This window comes from Actinoallomurus sp. NPDC052274, assembly GCF_040679475.1.
Classification (GTDB): domain Bacteria; phylum Actinomycetota; class Actinomycetes; order Streptosporangiales; family Streptosporangiaceae; genus Actinoallomurus; species Actinoallomurus liliacearum.
On record NZ_JBFAUT010000009.1, the window covers coordinates 11,583 to 28,937 of the forward strand.

15 protein-coding genes are annotated in these 17,355 nt (G+C 70.7%); 8 read left to right on the forward strand and 7 right to left on the reverse strand.

The features are described from left to right. Window positions 1-148 precede the first annotated feature (148 nt). The 3 genes from AB0K82_RS10425 to AB0K82_RS10435 all read left to right on the forward strand — a co-directional run bounded on the left by AB0K82_RS10425 (window position 149) and on the right by AB0K82_RS10435 (window position 5,358). Complete coding sequence (locus AB0K82_RS10425; protein ID WP_364395081.1) at window positions 149-1,429, forward strand: glycoside hydrolase family 3 protein; 1,281 nt, start codon at window positions 149-151, stop codon at window positions 1,427-1,429. Between the two features lie 121 nt (window positions 1,430-1,550). Continuing rightward, window positions 1,551-3,386 carry a glycoside hydrolase family 3 protein gene (locus AB0K82_RS10430; RefSeq protein WP_364395083.1) on the forward strand — a complete coding sequence of 612 codons (1,836 nt, stop codon included), beginning with the start codon at window positions 1,551-1,553 and terminating at the stop codon, window positions 3,384-3,386. 325 nt (window positions 3,387-3,711) lie between these two features. Beyond that, window positions 3,712-5,358: a hypothetical protein gene (locus AB0K82_RS10435; protein ID WP_364395085.1), complete on the forward strand. Its 1,647-nt coding sequence runs from the start codon at window positions 3,712-3,714 to the stop codon at window positions 5,356-5,358. Window positions 5,359-5,419: 61 nt separating this feature from the next. Here AB0K82_RS10435 and AB0K82_RS10440 read toward each other — a convergent pair whose 3' ends face one another. Further along, window positions 5,420-6,451 (reverse strand): BadF/BadG/BcrA/BcrD ATPase family protein, encoded by a 1,032-nt coding sequence (locus AB0K82_RS10440; RefSeq protein WP_364395087.1) that lies wholly within the window; start codon window positions 6,449-6,451, stop codon window positions 5,420-5,422. A gap of 90 nt (window positions 6,452-6,541) precedes the next feature. On the opposite strand from AB0K82_RS10440, the gene AB0K82_RS10445 reads away from it, so the two are divergent. Genes AB0K82_RS10445 through AB0K82_RS10465 form a run of 5 tightly spaced genes read left to right on the forward strand, consistent with a single transcriptional unit; the run spans window position 6,542 to window position 11,519 of the window. Further along, window positions 6,542-7,471, forward strand: a complete 930-nt coding sequence (locus AB0K82_RS10445) for a MurR/RpiR family transcriptional regulator (protein WP_364395089.1) — start codon at window positions 6,542-6,544, stop codon at window positions 7,469-7,471. Then, window positions 7,468-8,394, forward strand: coding sequence for an N-acetylmuramic acid 6-phosphate etherase (murQ, locus tag AB0K82_RS10450; protein ID WP_364395091.1), 927 nt, complete (start codon window positions 7,468-7,470; stop codon window positions 8,392-8,394). The genes AB0K82_RS10445 and murQ overlap by 4 nt, the downstream gene beginning before the upstream one ends. A 40-nt stretch (window positions 8,395-8,434) precedes the next feature. Further along, a complete protein-coding gene (locus AB0K82_RS10455) occupies window positions 8,435-9,700 on the forward strand; it encodes an extracellular solute-binding protein (RefSeq protein WP_364395093.1) in 1,266 nt (421 codons plus the stop codon). Further along, window positions 9,676-10,626 (forward strand): sugar ABC transporter permease, encoded by a 951-nt coding sequence (locus tag AB0K82_RS10460; protein WP_364395095.1) that lies wholly within the window; start codon window positions 9,676-9,678, stop codon window positions 10,624-10,626. The genes AB0K82_RS10455 and AB0K82_RS10460 overlap by 25 nt, the downstream gene beginning before the upstream one ends. Beyond that, window positions 10,623-11,519 carry a carbohydrate ABC transporter permease gene (locus AB0K82_RS10465; protein ID WP_364395097.1) on the forward strand — a complete coding sequence of 299 codons (897 nt, stop codon included), beginning with the start codon at window positions 10,623-10,625 and terminating at the stop codon, window positions 11,517-11,519. The genes AB0K82_RS10460 and AB0K82_RS10465 overlap by 4 nt, the downstream gene beginning before the upstream one ends. A 62-nt stretch (window positions 11,520-11,581) precedes the next feature. On the opposite strand, the gene AB0K82_RS10470 is transcribed toward AB0K82_RS10465, so the two are convergent. The 6 genes from AB0K82_RS10470 to AB0K82_RS10495 form a co-directional block, all read right to left on the reverse strand. After that, window positions 11,582-12,019, reverse strand: coding sequence for a hypothetical protein (locus tag AB0K82_RS10470; protein ID WP_364395099.1), 438 nt, complete (start codon window positions 12,017-12,019; stop codon window positions 11,582-11,584). Window positions 12,020-12,120: 101 nt separating this feature from the next. Next, window positions 12,121-12,891 carry a helix-turn-helix domain-containing protein gene (locus AB0K82_RS10475; RefSeq protein WP_364395101.1) on the reverse strand — a complete coding sequence of 257 codons (771 nt, stop codon included), beginning with the start codon at window positions 12,889-12,891 and terminating at the stop codon, window positions 12,121-12,123. Window positions 12,892-13,080: 189 nt separating this feature from the next. Next, window positions 13,081-13,632, reverse strand: coding sequence for a hypothetical protein (locus AB0K82_RS10480; protein ID WP_364395103.1), 552 nt, complete (start codon window positions 13,630-13,632; stop codon window positions 13,081-13,083). A gap of 29 nt (window positions 13,633-13,661) precedes the next feature. Next, on the reverse strand, window positions 13,662-14,402 hold the full coding sequence (locus AB0K82_RS10485; RefSeq protein WP_364395105.1) for a copper homeostasis protein CutC: 741 nt from the start codon (window positions 14,400-14,402) through the stop codon (window positions 13,662-13,664). Between the two features lie 29 nt (window positions 14,403-14,431). Continuing rightward, a complete protein-coding gene (locus AB0K82_RS10490; protein WP_364395107.1) occupies window positions 14,432-15,892 on the reverse strand; it encodes a M81 family metallopeptidase in 1,461 nt (486 codons plus the stop codon). A gap of 29 nt (window positions 15,893-15,921) precedes the next feature. Further along, window positions 15,922-17,034, reverse strand: coding sequence for an ROK family transcriptional regulator (locus AB0K82_RS10495; RefSeq protein WP_364395109.1), 1,113 nt, complete (start codon window positions 17,032-17,034; stop codon window positions 15,922-15,924). Window positions 17,035-17,355 lie beyond the last annotated feature (321 nt).

Genomic DNA, 17,355 nt, shown 5'->3' on the forward strand with positions numbered 1-17,355 from the left:
GGGGTCAATCGAGCGGCGCAAGAACCCCCGCCCGGGAGCGCACCCCGGCTACCGCTCGTCGTGACCGGCCGTCGACCGGGCCGTTTGCCGCGGGCCGATCCGGCCGTTAGCGTCGTGCGGGTGCGATGACGGCTCGGGGAGGGCGGCGATGAGGCGGACCGGTGGCCTGCGGCTCCTGTCCGCAGTGGCCGCGATCACGGCGGTGGCCTCCGCGGCGGCGTGCGGCGGATCGGCGGCCCGCTCCGACGACGGGCACGCGCGGCGCACCGCGGCGAGCGGCCGGAGCACCCCGAGCGCCACCCCGACCCCCGACCCGGTCGCGTCGCTCGTCGCGCGGATGAGCACGGCGGACAAGGTCGGCCAGCTGTTCATCCCGACCGTCCAGGGCACCACCGCGGCCACCGGCGCCGCGATGATCGCGAAGTACCACCCCGGCGGCGTCATCTACTTCCCGAACAACCTGCGCACGGCGCGGCAGACGGCGACGCTGTCCAACGGCCTGCAGCGCGCGGCGGCGAAGGACGGCGGCGTCCCGCTGCTCGTCGGCACCGACGAGGAGCAGGGCGTCGTGTCCCGCCTGCCGTACATCACCCGGTTCCCCACCAACAAGGCGCTCGCGTCGACCAAGAACCCCGACGACGACGTGCGCACGGCGGCGCGGGTCACCGGCGAGGAGCTGCGCGCGGTCGGCATCAACCAGGACTTCGCGCCGGTCGCCGACGTCAACGTCAACCCGCGCAACCCGGTGATCGGCGTACGGTCGTTCGGCGCCGACCCCAAGGAGGTCGCCCATCTCGTCGGCGTCGCGGTCGACGCCTACCGGGCGGCCGGGATCGTGGCGACGGCCAAGCACTTCCCCGGGCACGGTGACACCGCGACCGACAGCCACACCGGGCTGCCGGTGATCAAGCACTCCATGGCGACGTGGGAGCGCCTCGACGCGCCGCCGTTCCAGACCGCCATCGCCCACCACATCGACATGATCATGACCGCGCACATCGTCGTCCCCGGACTGGACGGGTCCGGCGACCCGGCGACCATGTCCAAGACGGTGCTGACGGGCCTGCTCCGCGACAAGCTCGGTTACGACGGGGTCGTGGTGACCGACTCGCTGAGCATGGCGGGCGCGACGATGAAGTACGGCGCGCCGGAGGCGGCGGTGCGGGCCGTCCGGGCCGGCGCGGACATGCTCCTGATGCCGCCGCGGCTGGACAGCGCCTACCGCGCCGTGCTCACGGCGGTGCGGTCGGGCCGGATCCCGCAGAGCCGCCTCGACCAGGCGGTCACCCGCATCCTGCGGATGAAACAGGACCGGGGGATCCTCCGCTCGCCGTACGTCGACGCGTCCCGCGCCGCCGACGTCGTCGGCTCGGCGGAGCACCGGTCGGCCGCGCGGAAGGTCGCCGCGCACGTCCGCGCGGGCCGCTGACCAGCGGCTCGGCAGCCGACCGTTGACGCGCGTCCATTTCCGTGACTAAGTTTCGCTCTGCCGGTTTCGACTGGTCATTTTCTTACGAATTCGTATTCGGGGGCGGACGGAAGGAGTCTGGATGTCCCGTCGCCGACGGCTCGCCGCGATCAGCACGGCGTCATTGGTGGCGATCGCGGGTCTGGGTGCGGGAACCGCCCAGGCCGCGTCATCGCCCGGCAAGGACCAGAGCGTCCTGCGGATCCTCCACAAGATGACCCTTGCGGAGAAGGTCGCCCAGATGTTCGTCCTGCAGGTGTACGGCACCAGTGCCGACACCACGGACCCGGCCGCCGTCGCGGCCAACCGGAAGCTGTACGGGGTGGACAACGCCGCGCAGCTCATCGACAAGTACCACCCGGGCGGGATCATCTACTACTCCGTGGATCCGCCCAACCTCGCGAGCCCGCAGCAGGTCGCGCACCTGTCCAACGGGATCCAGCAGGCCGCGATGCGCCAGCGGGTGCCCATTCCGATGACGATCGTCACGGACCAGGAGCAGGGCAGCGTGGTGACCCGCGTCCCGGCGCCGTTCACCCAGTTCCCCGGCAGCCAGGCCCTCGGGGCCGGACGCCGGCCCAAGGACGCGTACGAGACCTCGAAGATCACCGGGCAGGAGCTGCGGGCGATCGGCATCAACACCGACTACGCCCCCGACGCCGACGTCAACACCAACCCGGCCAACCCCGTGATCGGCGTCCGGTCCTTCGGCTCCGACCCGCAGCTCGTCTCGAAGTTCGTGGCGGCCGAGGTCGACGGCTACCAGGCCGCGGGCGTCATCCCGACGGCCAAGCACTTCCCGGGCCACGGCGACGCCGCCACCGACAGCCACACCGGCGTGCCGGTCATCAACCACACGCGCGAGCAGTGGGAGAAGCTCGACATGCCGCCCTTCAAGGCGGCCATCGCGCACGGCGTCGACTCGATCATGACGGCGCACATCGTCGTCCCGGCGCTGGACCCGTCCGGTGACCCGGCGACGCTGTCCAAGCCGATTCTCACCGGCATCCTGCGGGGCGAGCTGCACTTCAAGGGCGTCATCGCCACCGACGCCCTCGGCATGCAGGGCGTCCGCGACAAGTACGGCGACGACCGCGTGCCGGTGCTCGCCATCAAGGCGGGCGCGGACGAGCTGGAGAAGCCGCCGACGGACGCGAAGGGCAACGGCCTGTTCGACCTGCAGCTGGGCTCCGTGATCAACGCGGTGAAGAGCGGCGAGCTGACCGAGTCCCGGATCGACGAGTCGGTGTACCGGCTCCTCGAGGTGAAGAAGACGCACGGCCTGTTCAGCAACCCGTACGTCGACGAGAGCAAGGTCGCCCAGAAGGTCGGCACGCCGGCGCACCTCGCCACCGAGCAGCGGGTCACCGACCGCACCATCACACTGGTCAAGAACGACGCACTGCCGCTGAACAAGGACGGCCGCAAGGTCCTCGTGACCGGCTACGGCGTCGCGACGACCCAGACGCTCGCCGCCGACATCACCAAGCGGGGCCCGGCCACGACCGTCTACCAGACCGGCACGAGCCCGTCGCAGGCGACGATCGACCAGGCCGTGGCCAAGGCGAAGGACAACGATCTCGTCATCGTCACCACCAACCGCGCCTGGGACGTCTCGACCGAGTCGGGACATAACGGTCCGGGTCAGGCCAACCTCGTCAAGGCGCTCGTGGCCACCGGCAAGCCGGTCATCGTGGCGGCGGTGCGCGACGCGTACGACATCGGCTACTTCCCCGAGGCGAAGAACTACCTGGTCACCTACGGCTACACGCCGGCGACGCTGGAGTCGCTGACCAAGGTACTGTTCGGCGAGATCAGCCCCAAGGGGAAGCTGCCCGTCATGATCCCCGTCGCGGGCGACCCGAACACGCCCCTCTACCCCTTCGGAACCGGGCTGACCTTCCGTAACCACAAGTAGGCCCGCTCGCCGGTGTGCGCGCCTCATCGATGTCCGGATCGATGAGGCGGCACCTGAACCGGCCGACTCCCCGATACGGAGCGTGGGACGGCGAGACCCCGCCGGTCGCCGTCCCACGCTCTTAGAGAATCCTCACCCGAACCCGCCGCCGCGTAAAGGCGATCATCCCTCGGTCCTCGGAAGACTTCTCCCGCCATCGGCGAAGCATGGAAGGACGCCGATCTTCGGGAACTCCCTGCCTCTCTCCGGACAGGTGGGGGGAGACGTTGATCAACAACGTCCGTTCCCCGGCGCCGCGAATGCGCTCGAGTGGCAAGGAGACGGAATGGTCAAGAGGACGCTGGTCGGGCTGGGAGCCCTGGCCCTGGTCGCGGCGGGTCCCGTCCCGCACGCGCTGGCGACGGCACCAGCCTCGCCGGTCAAGGCGGAACCGGCGCAAGGCGGGCACGGGACGTTCCACCGCGAGATGGAGATCAAACACAAGAAGAAGACGCCGTCTTTCCGGCGGTTGTCGCGGACCATGGCGGCGGGTGAGCACCGGGTGGAGGTCACGGTGCTCGACCGCAACGGTGCGGTCGCCACGTCGGATGAGGTGAGCCGGCTCAGCATCTGGCCGCTTGACGGTAGCGACCCGTTCCTCACCGAAGTGGTCAATGGGCACGCCGGGGGGTCGCTGCCCCCCGGTGACTACGCCATCTATGTGGTCGTGAAGACGCCGGAGGCGGGCCGGACGACCTCCAAGTCGCTCATCTACCTGCCGAAGGTGAGCGTGACCGGCGATCTGTCGCTCACGCTGGACGCACGGAAGGCCAATCCCGTCCACGTGGAGGTGGACAAGGAAGGGGCGATACCGGCGGGGACCGTCATCTGGATCTCCCAGCGGATCGGCGGCGCGTTCCGGGACGTCGGCGAGATCGACGGCGACCACCTCTACGTCACCCCGGCCGCCGCGGAGGGCGGTGTCGAGTACGAGTTGCAGTCGCTGCTGACCCAGGGAGGCAAGGAAGAGGGCAGCCCGTACGCGTACAACGTCGCGCGGAAGGCGGCGGGCATCCCCACGGACCCGAATCTGAGCGTCCGCACGAAGGACCTGGCGGCCGTGAAGGTCGAGTACGCCGGCGAGGGCAGACCCGCCTGCGCCCAGCAGTACACGGGTGTCGACTTCGGAAGCAGCGCCATCGCCGTCTTCCGCACGATCACGAGAGATCTGCCGGCGAGGCGGACCGAGTACTACACCCCGGGGTTCGACTGGGATTTCACCGGGGAGATCGGCACCGAGGACTGCGCGTTCGAGCAATACGACGTTCTGTTCCGCAACGAGCGGTTCCCAAAGGCGGGGACGTACACGCGGAGCTGGAACAAGGGCCCGCTCGGCCCGGCCGGCGGTGAACTGGTCCTCGACACGGGTGACGGTGCCGGGTACTCGGCGGCGATGCTGTCCGGGCCCGACGGGCTGAGCAACGTCGGGGGCTACTCCTTCATGAAGGGTGATTCGTCATTCGTGAGTTCGACCGGCGAGTCCATCGGCCAGAGCCTCGTCGCGGGCTACGGCCGGATCTGGGCGCGTCCGGAGCCGGGCCGGTACACCCTGACCACGAACGCCACCCGGTCGGCGCCGTGGTCGGACCTGGCGACGAGCCAGCACGTGGTCTGGGACGTCACGGTGGGCCAGGACAACGTCATCAAGCTGCCGACCGTGCAGTACCGGACGGCCCTCGACGATGAGAACCGGGCGCCGGCGAACGCCACGCAGACGCTGACGCTGACCCCGCAGCAGGCGAAGGCGGGCGCGAAGCCGTCGCTGTGGACGTCCTTCGACGACGGCAAGTCGTGGACTGCGGTCCCCGTGCGCGCCGACGGTGAACGGTGGGTGGCGTCCTTCCGTAACCCGGCCAAGGGATTCGTCTCATTGCGGACGAAGATCGACGGCGCGGTGGACCAGACGGTGATCCGCGCCTACGCCATCCGCTGACCAGAGGCCTCATCGACTGATCGCCGAGGGTCGGGGGGCACCGGCCCCGGGCCCTCGGCGATCACTCCTCCGACGCCCGGGACCGGGCCCGGCGCAGGGCCAGCCGGGTGGCGCCGAGGGTGCCGTCAGCGGCCACGGACGCCTCGACGCCGAACCGCTCGCACAGCCCGGCGCGTACGGCCTCGGCGACCGGTCCCTTCTCGAGCAGCGAACCGGCGACCACGACGCCCGGCCCGGACTCCTCGTCCCCGGACGCGCGGGCGGCGCCGATGATCTCCTCCAGCGTCGGGCGTACGGCGTCGACGTCGGCGAGCAGCCACCGCGCGGCCTCCGTGACGATTCGCAGCGCCACCTCGTCGCCCGCGGCGGCCGCGGCGGTCACCAGGGGAGCAGCGCGGCCGAGCCCGGCGGGCGGCCCGCCGTACACCTCCTTCAGCACCGCCTGGGGCAGCGCGGCGCCGGAGGACATCGCGGCCGCGCCGGTGTCGCCGGAGCCGAGGGTCAGGGCCTTCAGGTCGACGTCGGCGAGGAGCGGGCCGGCGGCCTCGCCGAGCAGCAGCCTCGGCACGCTCTCGGCCAGGGTGGTGGGCGCACCGCGCCCGTCGTAGGCGCGCAGCGCCGCGCGGACCGCCTCGGCGCCGATCCACACGCCGGAGCCCTCGTCGCCGACCAGCCACCCGTAGCCGTCGGCGCGGCGTACCACCTCGCCGTCGTCGACCACGGCGGCGCCCGCTCCGGTGCCGGCGAAGACCACGAGCCCGGCGGGCGCGGGACTCCCGGCGGCGAACGCCACTGCGATGTCGGTGACCACTTCCGGCGTGCCGGGAAGGCCCAGCGCCCGCCACGCGGCGTTCGCGGCGGCGACCGCTTTCGGTCGTCCGGCCGCGCCGGCCCCGGCGATCCCGAAAACGCCGCCTACCACCCGTAGCGGGTCCAGGTCCCCCAGAGCGGATCCGACGGCCCTGGTCAGGGCGTCGGCCGGATCGGCGCTGGAGTTAGGATTGGCGCCAGGACCACGGCCACGACCAGCGACAACACCGTCGAGAGTGACGATCGTGGCACGAGTGTTGGTGCCGCCGGCATCCACTCCCACGACATACGGGCCTCTCAAATTGGAACACACACTGTGACCGTAGAACATGGCATATTGACAGGGAACGGTTTTCGTCGGAAAATTTCCTGCATGAGCAAGGTCGGGCCCGACCCCGGGTCCGCGGCCGACAGTGCGAGCGCGTCGCTCAGCACGGTCGTTCGCGTCCGTTCCCTGTTGCCCTCGCTGCCCCCCGCGGAGGCGCGCGTCGCCCAGCGCGTCATCGACGACCCCGAGGCGGTGGCCAACTCCACCATCACCGAGCTCGCCCAGGCGTGCGGGACCTCCGAGACGACGGTCATCCGGTTCTGCCGGGCGATCGGCTTCGCCGGCTACCCGGAGCTGCGGCTGACCCTGGCCACCGAGGCCGGGCGCGCCCAGGGGGTGACCGGCGGGCGGGTCGTCGGCAGCGACATCAGCACCGATGACACGCTCCAGCAGGTCGTGGAGAAGATCTCCTTCGCCGACGCGCGGGCGGTCGAGGAGACCGCCAACCAGCTCGACATCGAAGCGCTCGAACGGGTGGTCGCGGCCATCGTCGACGCGCGCCGGGTCGACATCTACGGCGTGGGGGCCAGCGCGTTCGTCGCCCTGGACTTCCAGCAGAAGCTGCACCGCATCGGGCGCACCTCCTACGGCTGGTCCGACGCGCACATCATGCTCACCAGCGCGGCCGTACTGGAGCCCGGGGACGTCGCGGTCGGCATCTCCCACACCGGCACCACGGTCGACACCATCGACGCGCTCAACGTCGCCAAGCGGCGCGGTGCGACCACGGTCGCGCTGACCAACTTCCCGCGCTCGCCGATCGCCGAGGTCGCCGACTACGTCCTGACCACGGCGGCCCGCGAGACCACCTTCCGGTCGGGCGCCACGGCGAGCCGACTGGCCCAGCTGACCGTCGTCGACTGCGTCTTCGTCGGCGTCGCGCAGCGCACGTACGAACCGACCCGTCAGGCCCTGGAGGCGACCCGCGAAGCGGTCCGGGTCCGCCGCGTCGGATCAGATCGGAGACGCAGGTGACCGATCGCCTCTCCGTCGGGGTTCTGCAGGGGGTCCCCACCGAGGGTCGCAATCCGCGCACCGTCGACATCGACCTGCTGCCCACCCTGGACGTGCTTCGTTTGATCAACGCCGAGGACGAGCAGGTCCCCGGCGCGGTGGCGAAGGTGCTGCCGCAGCTCGCCAGGGCCGCCGACCTCGCCGTCGACGCGCTGCGCGGCGGCGGGCGGGTGCACTACTTCGGCGCCGGCACCTCCGGGCGGCTCGCGGTGCTGGACGCCGCCGAGCTCCCGCCGACGTTCGGTGTCAGTCCGGACCTCTTCGTCGCCCACCACGCGGGCGGGACCGACGCGCTCTACCAGGCGACGGAGGGCGTCGAGGACGACGAGGACCTCGGGGCCCGCGACGCCGCGGACGTGCGCCTCGGCGAGCTGGCCGTCGGCATCACCGCGAGCGGCCGCACGCCGTACGTCGTCGGCGCGCTGCGCGCCGCGGCCAAGCAGGGTGCGCACACCGCGTTGATCAGCTCGAATCCGCAGGCGGTTTTCGGCGCGGAGGTCGACGTCAACATCGCCGTGGAGACCGGGCCGGAGGCCGTCACCGGCTCGACCCGGATGAAGGCGGGCACCGCCACCAAGCTGGTGCTGAACGCCATGTCCACCGCTGTCATGGTGCGGCTCGGCCGCACCTACTCCAACCTCATGGTCAGCGTCAACGCGCTCAACTCGAAGCTGCGCGGTCGCGTGATCAAGATCCTGGTCGAGGCGACCGGTCTGGACGCCGAGACGTGCGCGGCGGCGCTGGCGGAGGCCGGCGGTGACACGCGCATCGCGTTGCTCGCCCTGTTGTGCGACGTGCCTTCCGACCGCGCCGCCGGAGCGCTGGAGGCGACCGGAGGCTCGGTGCGGGAAGCGATGCGCAGGATCCGGCCCGAGGGCCAGTAGTAAGACGTCGGGGGCAGCTCAGAAAGGGGTCCACCTCCTCATGCGGAAATTCTGCGCGCTCGTCGCGGCGTTGGGCGCAGCCCTCGCCCTCCCGGCGTGCGCACCGAGCACGAATAGTGGCGGCGGCAAGATCCATCTCACGGTCGAGACCTGGCGTCCCGAGGACACCGCGGGATACCAGAAGATCTTCGACGCGTACGAGAAGAAGCACCCGAAGGTCATCCTCGACTACAAGCCGATCAAGAGCACCGACTACCTGACGGTGCTGCCGAACGACTTGAAGAAGGCGACGGGCGGGCCGGACGTCGTCCAGCTCAAGCCGTACGGGCCGCTGCAGTCCTACATCAAGGCGGGCAACCTGGTGCCGCTCGACGGCCAGGTGAATGTCAGCGGCTGGCAGGACAAGGTGCTGCAGGCGGCCAAGGGCAAGGAGGACGGCAAGCTGTACGGCGTCCCGTACGCCCTGCAGACGCTCGGGATCCTCTACAACAAGAAGATCTTCGCCGACCAGGGCATCCAGCCGCCGACGACGTGGGCCGACTTCACCGCCGCCTGCGACAAGCTCAAGAAGGCCGGCATCACCCCGATGGCCACGAGCGGCCTGCAGCCGTGGGTGCTGGCCATCGACCACCAGATCTTCGGCGCGACGCGCGAGGGCGGCAACGACTTCGAGCAGGCCGTTCTCACCGGCAAGAAGGACTTCACCGACCCGGACTACACGGCCTCGCTGCAGACCGTCGTGGACCTGAAGCCGTACTTCCCGAACCAGGTCACCGCCGTCGACTACCCCGACGCGCAGACGCTGTTCACCAGCGGCAAGGCCGCGATGTACCCGGGCGGCTCGTACGAGATCGGGCCGTTCACCAAGACGACGCCGGACCTGCAGATCGGCTTCTTCGACGCCCCGCCGGCGCCGGGCGCCAAGGTGAACCAGCCGCTGACCTCCGGTTACGTCGACGGGTCGTTCGGCGTGAACGCGCACTCGGAGCACAAGACCGAGGCGCTCGAGCTGGTCAAGTGGATGGCGACGCCGGAGTTCGGGCAGCTGTACGCCAATTCGCTGAAGCAGATCTCGGCCGTGCCCGGCACGACCCCCGGCGACCCGCTGCTCACCCAGGCCTACCAGGGCTACCAGCAGCACGGGGCGACGTACATCATGGTCGTCGACTTCGGCTACGGGAACCCGCTCGGCCGTGACCAGGAGGGGCAGGCCCTGCAGAAGATGCTGGGCGGCACCTCGGCCGCGGACGCGGGCAAGCTCGTCCAGAAGGGCATCTCGGCGTGGTTCAAGCCCAGCGGAGGCTGAAGCGTCCGGTCGGCACCGGCGGCGGGCGACCCCGCCGCCGGGTCCTGCTGACCTTCCTGCTGCCCGCTCTGGCGCTGTACACGGTGTTCATCATCTATCCGCTGGTCTCCGCCGCGCAGTACAGCCTGTACTCCTGGTCGGGGAACAAGCAGGACGGCTTCACCGGCCTGTCCAACTTCCACCAGCTGTTCACCAAGTACCCGCTGAGCGAGCAGGTGTGGCGCGCCCTCGGCCACAACTGCCTGTTCTTCATCGGCACGATGCTGATCCAGACCACCCTCGGCCTGGCGTTCGCCGTGCTGCTGCACAAGTCCCGGCGCGGCAAGCGGTTCCTGCAGACCGCCTACACGCTGCCGCACCTGGTCAGCCCCGTCGTGGTCGGCTACCTCTGGTCGATCATGCTCAACCCGCAGTTCGGCGCGGTGAACGCCGCGCTGCGCGGCGTCGGTCTCGGCTCGCTGGCGCAGCCCTGGCGCGGTGACCCGCACCTGGCGCTGCCCGTGGCGATCGTCGTGAACGCCTGGCAGTGGGTCGGCTTCCCGATGCTGCTGTTCGGCGCCGCCCTGGCGGGCATCCCCGACGAGTACGAGCAGGCCGCCCGCGTCGACGGCGCGTCGTCGTGGCAGGTGTTCCGGCGGATCACGCTGCCGCTGCTCACGCCGGTGCTGGGCATCGTCACCGTGCTGACCTTCATCGGCACGTTCAACGTGCTCGACCTGATCTACGCGTTGCAGGGTTCCCAGGGCAATCCCGGGTTCGCCACCGACACGCTCGGGTTGCTGTTCTACCGGACGGCCTTCGAGAACCCGGACCCGAACGCCATCGGCCAGTCGTGCGCGCTCGCGGTGTGCATGTTCGTCCTGATCTTCGGGGTGTCGCTGGCGGCCAACAAGGTCTTCCGCCGGATGGAGGAACGCCTCACATGACCAGTACCACTCTCACGGTCAACGAGCGGTCCACCGTCGCCGCGCGCCCGCGTCCGCCCCGGCGGCGGATCCGGGTCGGCGGAGCGGCCTCGGCCATCCTGCTCTGGGTGTACGCCCTGGCGGCGCTGGCCCCGCTCATCATCATGGCGTTCAACTCGCTGCGCACCGAGAAGGACCTGGCGAACCAGCCGCTCGGCCTGCCCCTGCACCCGGTGTTCGAGAACTACTCCCACGCCTGGTCGGCGGGCAACTTCAGCACCTACTTCGTCAACTCCGTCGTGATCACGGTGAGCGCGGTGGTGCTCGGCACGGGGGTCTCGGTGCTCGCCGCCTACCCGCTGGGGCGCTACCGCTTCCGCGGCCGCGGCGTGCTGTCGTCCTACTTCCTGGCCGGCCTCATGCTGCCGATCCGGCTCGGCGCCGTCCCCGTGTTCTACCTGGTGAACTCGCTCACGCAGTCGCTGCCCGGGGTCGATGCCCGGTTCTGGTTGATCTGCGTGTACGCGGGGAGCGGCGTGCCGTTCTCGGTCTTCGTGCTGACGGCGTTCTTCCGGCAGTTGCCGATGGAGCTGGAGGAGGCGGCCCGCATCGACGGCGCCGGCGAGCTGCGGATCTTCGCCCGGATCATGGTCCCCATGGTCCGTCCGGCGCTGACCACCGTGGCGCTGTTCCAGTTCATCCCACTCTGGAACGACTTCTTCTTCCCGCTGGTGCTGTTGAAGGACGACCAGTGGACCCTGCCGACCGGCCTGACGCGCTTCTTCGGCGAGTTCGAGGCCGCCCACGCGCAACTGTCCGCCGGCCTGGTCATCACGACGATCCCACTAGTCGTCCTCTTCCTCGTGGCCACCAAACAGATCGTCGCCGGCCTGACCGCCGGAATGTCCAAGTGAGCGGCTGGACGAGAAGAGTGTCAGGAGTCGGCGTGTGGTCACACACCGACTCCTGACAACCCTTAACCCCACTGCGGGCCGACGATGCCGGCGGCGCAAAAGGTGCCGGGCTTGACGCTTGGATTCGGTTTCGGTGCCCCTATGACCTCGGCGAAGCCGGAGAGCAGCAACTTACGATGGCCACCGTCAGCGGAGAAATGGCCGTTCTGCCCGCTCTCCAGCACGGTCAGCCGGAGACTCCGCTCCGGGGATCCGAACCGCAGGCACACGTGCCACTGCTGCTCTAGCTCAGTGTCGTCCCTGACCTCCACATGTACGGCGCCACGTAGCGCGTCGGCGTAGTTACCGGCGAGCCAGCCGGATCCGGCGTATGCGGTTCTCCAGTCCTCGTCCTGCGGCTTCACCTCAAGGCGTGCCACGCCGTCGATGTCGTGCGCCCTGATCCGCGTCAGGAACTCCGCCACCGTCGATCGCACACCGCGATCCGCGTCTCCGGTCACGGTCGTGTTGTCCGGGAGCGACGGGCGGCTCCGATCGCCGCACGCGCCGGATGACGCCATCAGCGTGAGCGCGCACAGAATTCCTGTGACCGCCCTGCGTCTTACTCCCATAGGTATCCGAATCCGTTATCGCGGCGGATGGGGGCTCGGGCGGGTGTTCGGAGGTCGGGCCAGGCGACGTCGTCGACGGCCAGGAACGGCTCGTTGGTCAGGGTCGACGGGGTCGCGCCGCTGAAGGCCACGACGTCTCGGTGCAGGTGGGACTGGTCGGCGTAGCCGCCGTCGGCCGCGACTCGGGCCGCGCCTTCACCCGCGGACAGACGGTCGGCGGCGTGGTCGAAGCGGACCAGCCGCGCGGCGCGCTTGGGCGGCAGGCCGATCTGCGCGTGGAACCGGGACCACAGGCGCTTGCGGCTCCAGCCGACCTCGGCCGCCAGCCGGTCGATCCGGATCCGGCCGTGGCCGGCGACGATCCGCCTCCAGGCCCAGGCCACCTCCGGATCCAGGGACGACCGCGCCTCGTACCGGCGGGCGAGCAACGTGTCCGTCAGGGCGAACCGGTCCTCCCAGGAGGACACTTCGCTCAGTCGCTCGCGGATCCGTGACGCCTCCCGGCCCCACAGGTCGTTGAGGGGCACCACGGCGCCCTCCAGGTCGGCCGGGGAGACGCCCAGAACCGCGTGCACGATCACCGGGGACAGTCGCACCTGCACGCACTCGACGTTCTCTCCTCGCGCCCACGTCGCGCCTCCGACGCCGAACCCGATCCCGGCGACGAGGCTTCCCCGCTGCTGCCGCCCGGCGGAATGGTCCATGATGGGCGAGCCGGCGCCGAACTCCACGACCAGCGTCGCGGCCGGGTGCGGGACCATCCGAACCGCTGCCAGGTTACGGACACCGAAGCCGGCCATGGTGACACCGGCCAGCCGGCTGGGCCGTGCGGGGTGTGCGACGTCCCATAAAGCCGTAACGCCACGTTTGCGCCCGGTGGACTGCATCGTCACATGCTACGCGAGCCGCCTCAGGTGGACATTCGTGCGTCGATAAGGCGGCGGGCGCGATCAGTAGCCGGGATTCGCTCCGCCGCTCGCCTCGATCAGCCAGTACAGCGTTCCGGTGCCGAAGGGCAGCCTGGTCGTGGCGACGTCGATCCAGCCCGTGCCCGGCACGTCTGTTCCGGCATCCCACCACCACCAGCTCCGGTCGCCGCCGCCCTCCTCTTCGTTCGGGTCGAAGGAGTAGAGCCAGTTCGAAAGGCGCCACGCCTCGTCCGTGGCGGCCTCATCCGGCGGATCCGCGGGGGTCATGGCCTGCCAGCGTTCCAGCCAGGCGGCGGCCCTGGCAGCGGGATCGAAGACCGGCCCCGGCACCGGCCGCTCGACCTCCGGTGCGAACCGTTCGACGAACCACGAGGGGAGGATCTCCGGCCACTCTTTCTCCGCCGGCCATGAGTCCACCCGCTCGATGACGCATTCGAGCACCTCGCGCGCACGGGCGATCACGGCGGCCGGGTCGGCCGCCGTGAAGAACACCCGTACGAGGAACAGGCCTTCCTCGTCATCCTCGGTTGGGCCGGATCGGATACGCCGTAGTTCGCCGTCGGAGATCTTCACCCTCCGAAGTTTGCATGATTTCGGCGGAATCAGGGGGCCGAGGCGATGATGCTCTGGACCCGGGCCGTCGTGGTGACGGGGCGGACGGTCTCCGGCGGGTAAAGCGCGCCGCCCATGTAGATGCCCGGCCGGGTGAAGCGGGACGACGACGGCAGCTCCTCCGAGGCGGTGAAGTGCAGCTCCTGGGCACCGGTCGCCTCGACGACGCGGGCGGCGGTGCGCTCGTTGATGCCGGCGGCCGGGAGGATGGTGATCCGCCCGGCGGCCTTCTCGACGAGGCGGGCGATCAGATCCGTGCCCTCCAGGGCCGAGGGGGCCGCGCCGGAGGTGAGCAGCCGGTCCACGCCGAGCCCGACGACGTCCTCGAACGCCGCCTCGGGGTCGCGGGTGACGTCGAACGCCCGGTGGAAGGTGACGCTGAGCGGTCGGGCGGCCTCGACGAGCCGCGCGCACAGCTCCGTGTCGATCTGCGCGTCCGGGGTCAGCGCGCCGATGACGACGCCGTCCGCGCCCGCGGCCTTGACCGCCTCGATGTCGCGGAGCATCGCCGCGACCTCGGCGGGGCCGTACACGAAGTCGCCGCCGCGCGGGCGGATGATCACATGGACCTTGATGCGGCCGGCGGCGAGGGCGACGGCCTGTTCGACCATCCCGATGCTCGGCGTGATCCCGCCCTCGAGCAGGGCGGCGCAGAGCTCGACCCGGTCCGCGCCGGCCTCCGCCGCGGCGGCGACGCCGTCGGCCGACTCCAGGCAGATCTCGTAACGCACTTTTCGGTTCCTTTCGCGAGGAGGGTGGATCAGAGCAGTTCGGGCGTCAGATCCGGGTCGGGCATGTCGGTGTCGAATGGGAACAGCGGCCGCCGTACGCCGTGGTGGCCGAGGCGGAGCAGGTCCTGGTCGACGCCGCCGGGGGTGAGCGCGAGCAGCCAGTCGGCGGCGAGGTCGTACAGTTCCGGCTCCAGGTAACCGATCTTGACGATCACCAGGTCGGTCGCCGCGGGGTCGAGGCCGAGGAAGGTGAAGTCGCGGATCTCGTGGTACGGCTTGCGGCGGGCGGTCACGATGACCTGCAGCCCGCCGGTCTGGATCACGGCGACGTCGCCGCCGACCGGGTCGTCGCGGCGCAGGGCCTGAACGGTGCCCGCAAGGGCGACCGGCCCGGCCGGGTTCGGGTCGATCTTCCCGCCGACCCGGAGCACGACCTCGGCGCCCTCGCCGGCGGCGAACGCGGCGGCCACCGCCTCGGGGTCCTGGATGCTCGCGTAGATCGCGCTGACCTTCCCGAGGCGGAGCTCCTCGACCCCGAGCAGGTACTCCAGCGTGGCGGAGACGTCACCGGCGCCGCCCGCGGTCGGGTTGTCGCCGGAGTCGCTGATCAGGAACGGGCGGGCGTCGCTGTCGATGGCGGACCGGAGGCAGTCCCGCAGGGTGCCGGTGGGGGCGACGAAGGCGAAGTCCGCGCGGGCCTTCCAGTACGCCTCGGCCAGCCCGCGCGCCTGCTCGGTGATCGTCGTCTCGTCGTCGCCGGTGACGACGATGGCGGCGCGGCAGCGGGGCTCGTCGGCCCAGGCGTACCCGACCCAGATCGCGGCGTCCAGCACGCCGGGCATCGCCTCGACCTCCGGCACGCGGGCGTACAGGCTCTTGGCGGGCTCGATGCGGGTGCTCGTCTTCTCTCCGGGCAGCAGGACCGGCACCTGCACCCAGGCCTTGCGCGGCCGGCCGCCGTCGCGCAGCCGGGTCACGAGGTTGCGTGCCGCCCGCTCGCGGGACTCCCAGGCGTCCTCGTGCGGCGCCATCCGGTAACAGGTGATCAGGTCGACCGTCGAGGCGAGCTCGCGGGAGACGTTCCCGTGCAGGTCCATGGACGCCGAGATCAGCGTGTCCGGGCCGACGGCCGCCCGTACGGCGGCGGCCAGGCCGGCCTCCGCGTCGGTGCGCCCGGTGACGCTCATGGCGCCGTGGATGTCGAAGAACAGGCCGTCCAGCGGACCTGCGGCTTTGGCACGTTCCACGATCTCGGCCTCGAGGGCGTCGTACACGTCGGGGTCGACGGCGCCGCCCGGCAGTGAGACCGCGTGCAGCAGCGGCACCCACTCCACTTCCGCGCACCACGGTCGCGGCTCCCGGATCCAGGCGTAGCGCGCGAGCAGGGCGTCGTCCCGGGTGACGGTGAAGTCGTCCAGGCGGGTCAGGTGCGGGGAGAAAGTGCTCGACTCGATCGCGATGCCGGCGATGCCGACGCGGAGTGCTGTCACGGGGTGTCCCTTCGTTCAGGGCGGCGGGGTCAGGAGGAGGCCAGGGCCACGCCCTGGTCGAGGATGAGGCGGCCGATGCCCAGCAGGCCGGCGTCGGGCCCGGCGACGCTCTCCGCGATCTCCAGGTCCTGGGTGGTCGGGGGCAGGCATCGCTCGTACAGGACGCCACGCGCCGCCGCCACGAACAGGTCGCAGCCGGCCAGCGCGCCGCTGAGGACGACCGCCTGGGGGTTCAGGAAGTTCACGATCGTGGTGAGGACCTCGCCGAGCTGCCGGCCGGCGAACCTGACGTTGGTCGTGACGGTCGGGTGCCGGTCGCGGGCCAGGCGTACGAGGTCGGCGGTGCTCTTGACGTCGACGCCGTCGCCGTTCACGGCGGCGACCAGCGCGGCACCGCTGGCGATCGTCTCCAGGCAGCCGAAGTTGCCGCAGCTGCACGGCCGGTCGCCGCCCGCCGGGACGCGGTTGTGGGTGATGTCGCCGGCGAAGCCGCGGGCGCCCCGGTGCAGCCGGCCGTCGCTCACGACGGCCGCGCCGACGCCCGTGCCAGCCTTGACGAAGACGAAGTCGCGGAGGTCCGGCCCGCGCGCGACGGTCTCGCCCATCGCCATGAGGTTGGCGTCGTTCTCCACGACGAGGGGGGCCTGGAACCGCCTGCTCATCCGCTCGCGCACGGAGTAGCCGTGCCAGCCGGGCATCCGCGAGGGCCCGACCATGACGCCGTCGAGGTCGACCGGTCCGGGCAGCCCGATCCCGACGCCGAGCACCGGGCGGCCGTCGCCGAGCTCCTCGAGCGCGTCCATGATCTGGTCCAGGACGGCTTCCGGCCCGGCGCTGACGTCCATCTCCTGATCACGGATCTTCTGGGGCCGGCCCGTCCCGTCCAACGCTGCCAGGCGCGCGTGATGGCCGCCCAGGTCGGCGGCGAGCATCACGCCCTCACCGGCGGGGACGCTGAGCAACCGCGGTCGCCGGCCGCCGCGCGAGCGGCCCTCACCGGACTCCAGGAGCAGGCCGGCGTCGAGCAGCTCCTGCACATGGGCGGAGACCGTCGACGGAGCCCAGCCGAGCAACCGGGCCAGCTCGGCCCGCGACGTGGCCTGGCCCGACGCGACGAGCCCGATGATGTGCGCGGCCGACACGGCGGCTCCCTTAATCGAATGTTCAGGAGACTTGCTTCGGATCCGAACGTTACTTCGGTTGATTCGGTCGGACAATAGCAACCGATGTGACGGCAGTCCACCGGGTGACCTCGTTATGCGACCGTGACCAGGCGGTTTCGGGGAGCTAGGTGCGTCACTTGTTTCGATTTGGTCTTGTCTTGGTTCGACAGGGCGCTGTATCGTCACCGCCACATCGCCACCGACCCCCGCCGGACCGGCCACTCGAACGAAGCCCCCGGTCGGTCGGCCGAACGACTCGCTGAAACCTGCGGACGACGTCCGTTCCTCCCATCAGGAGCA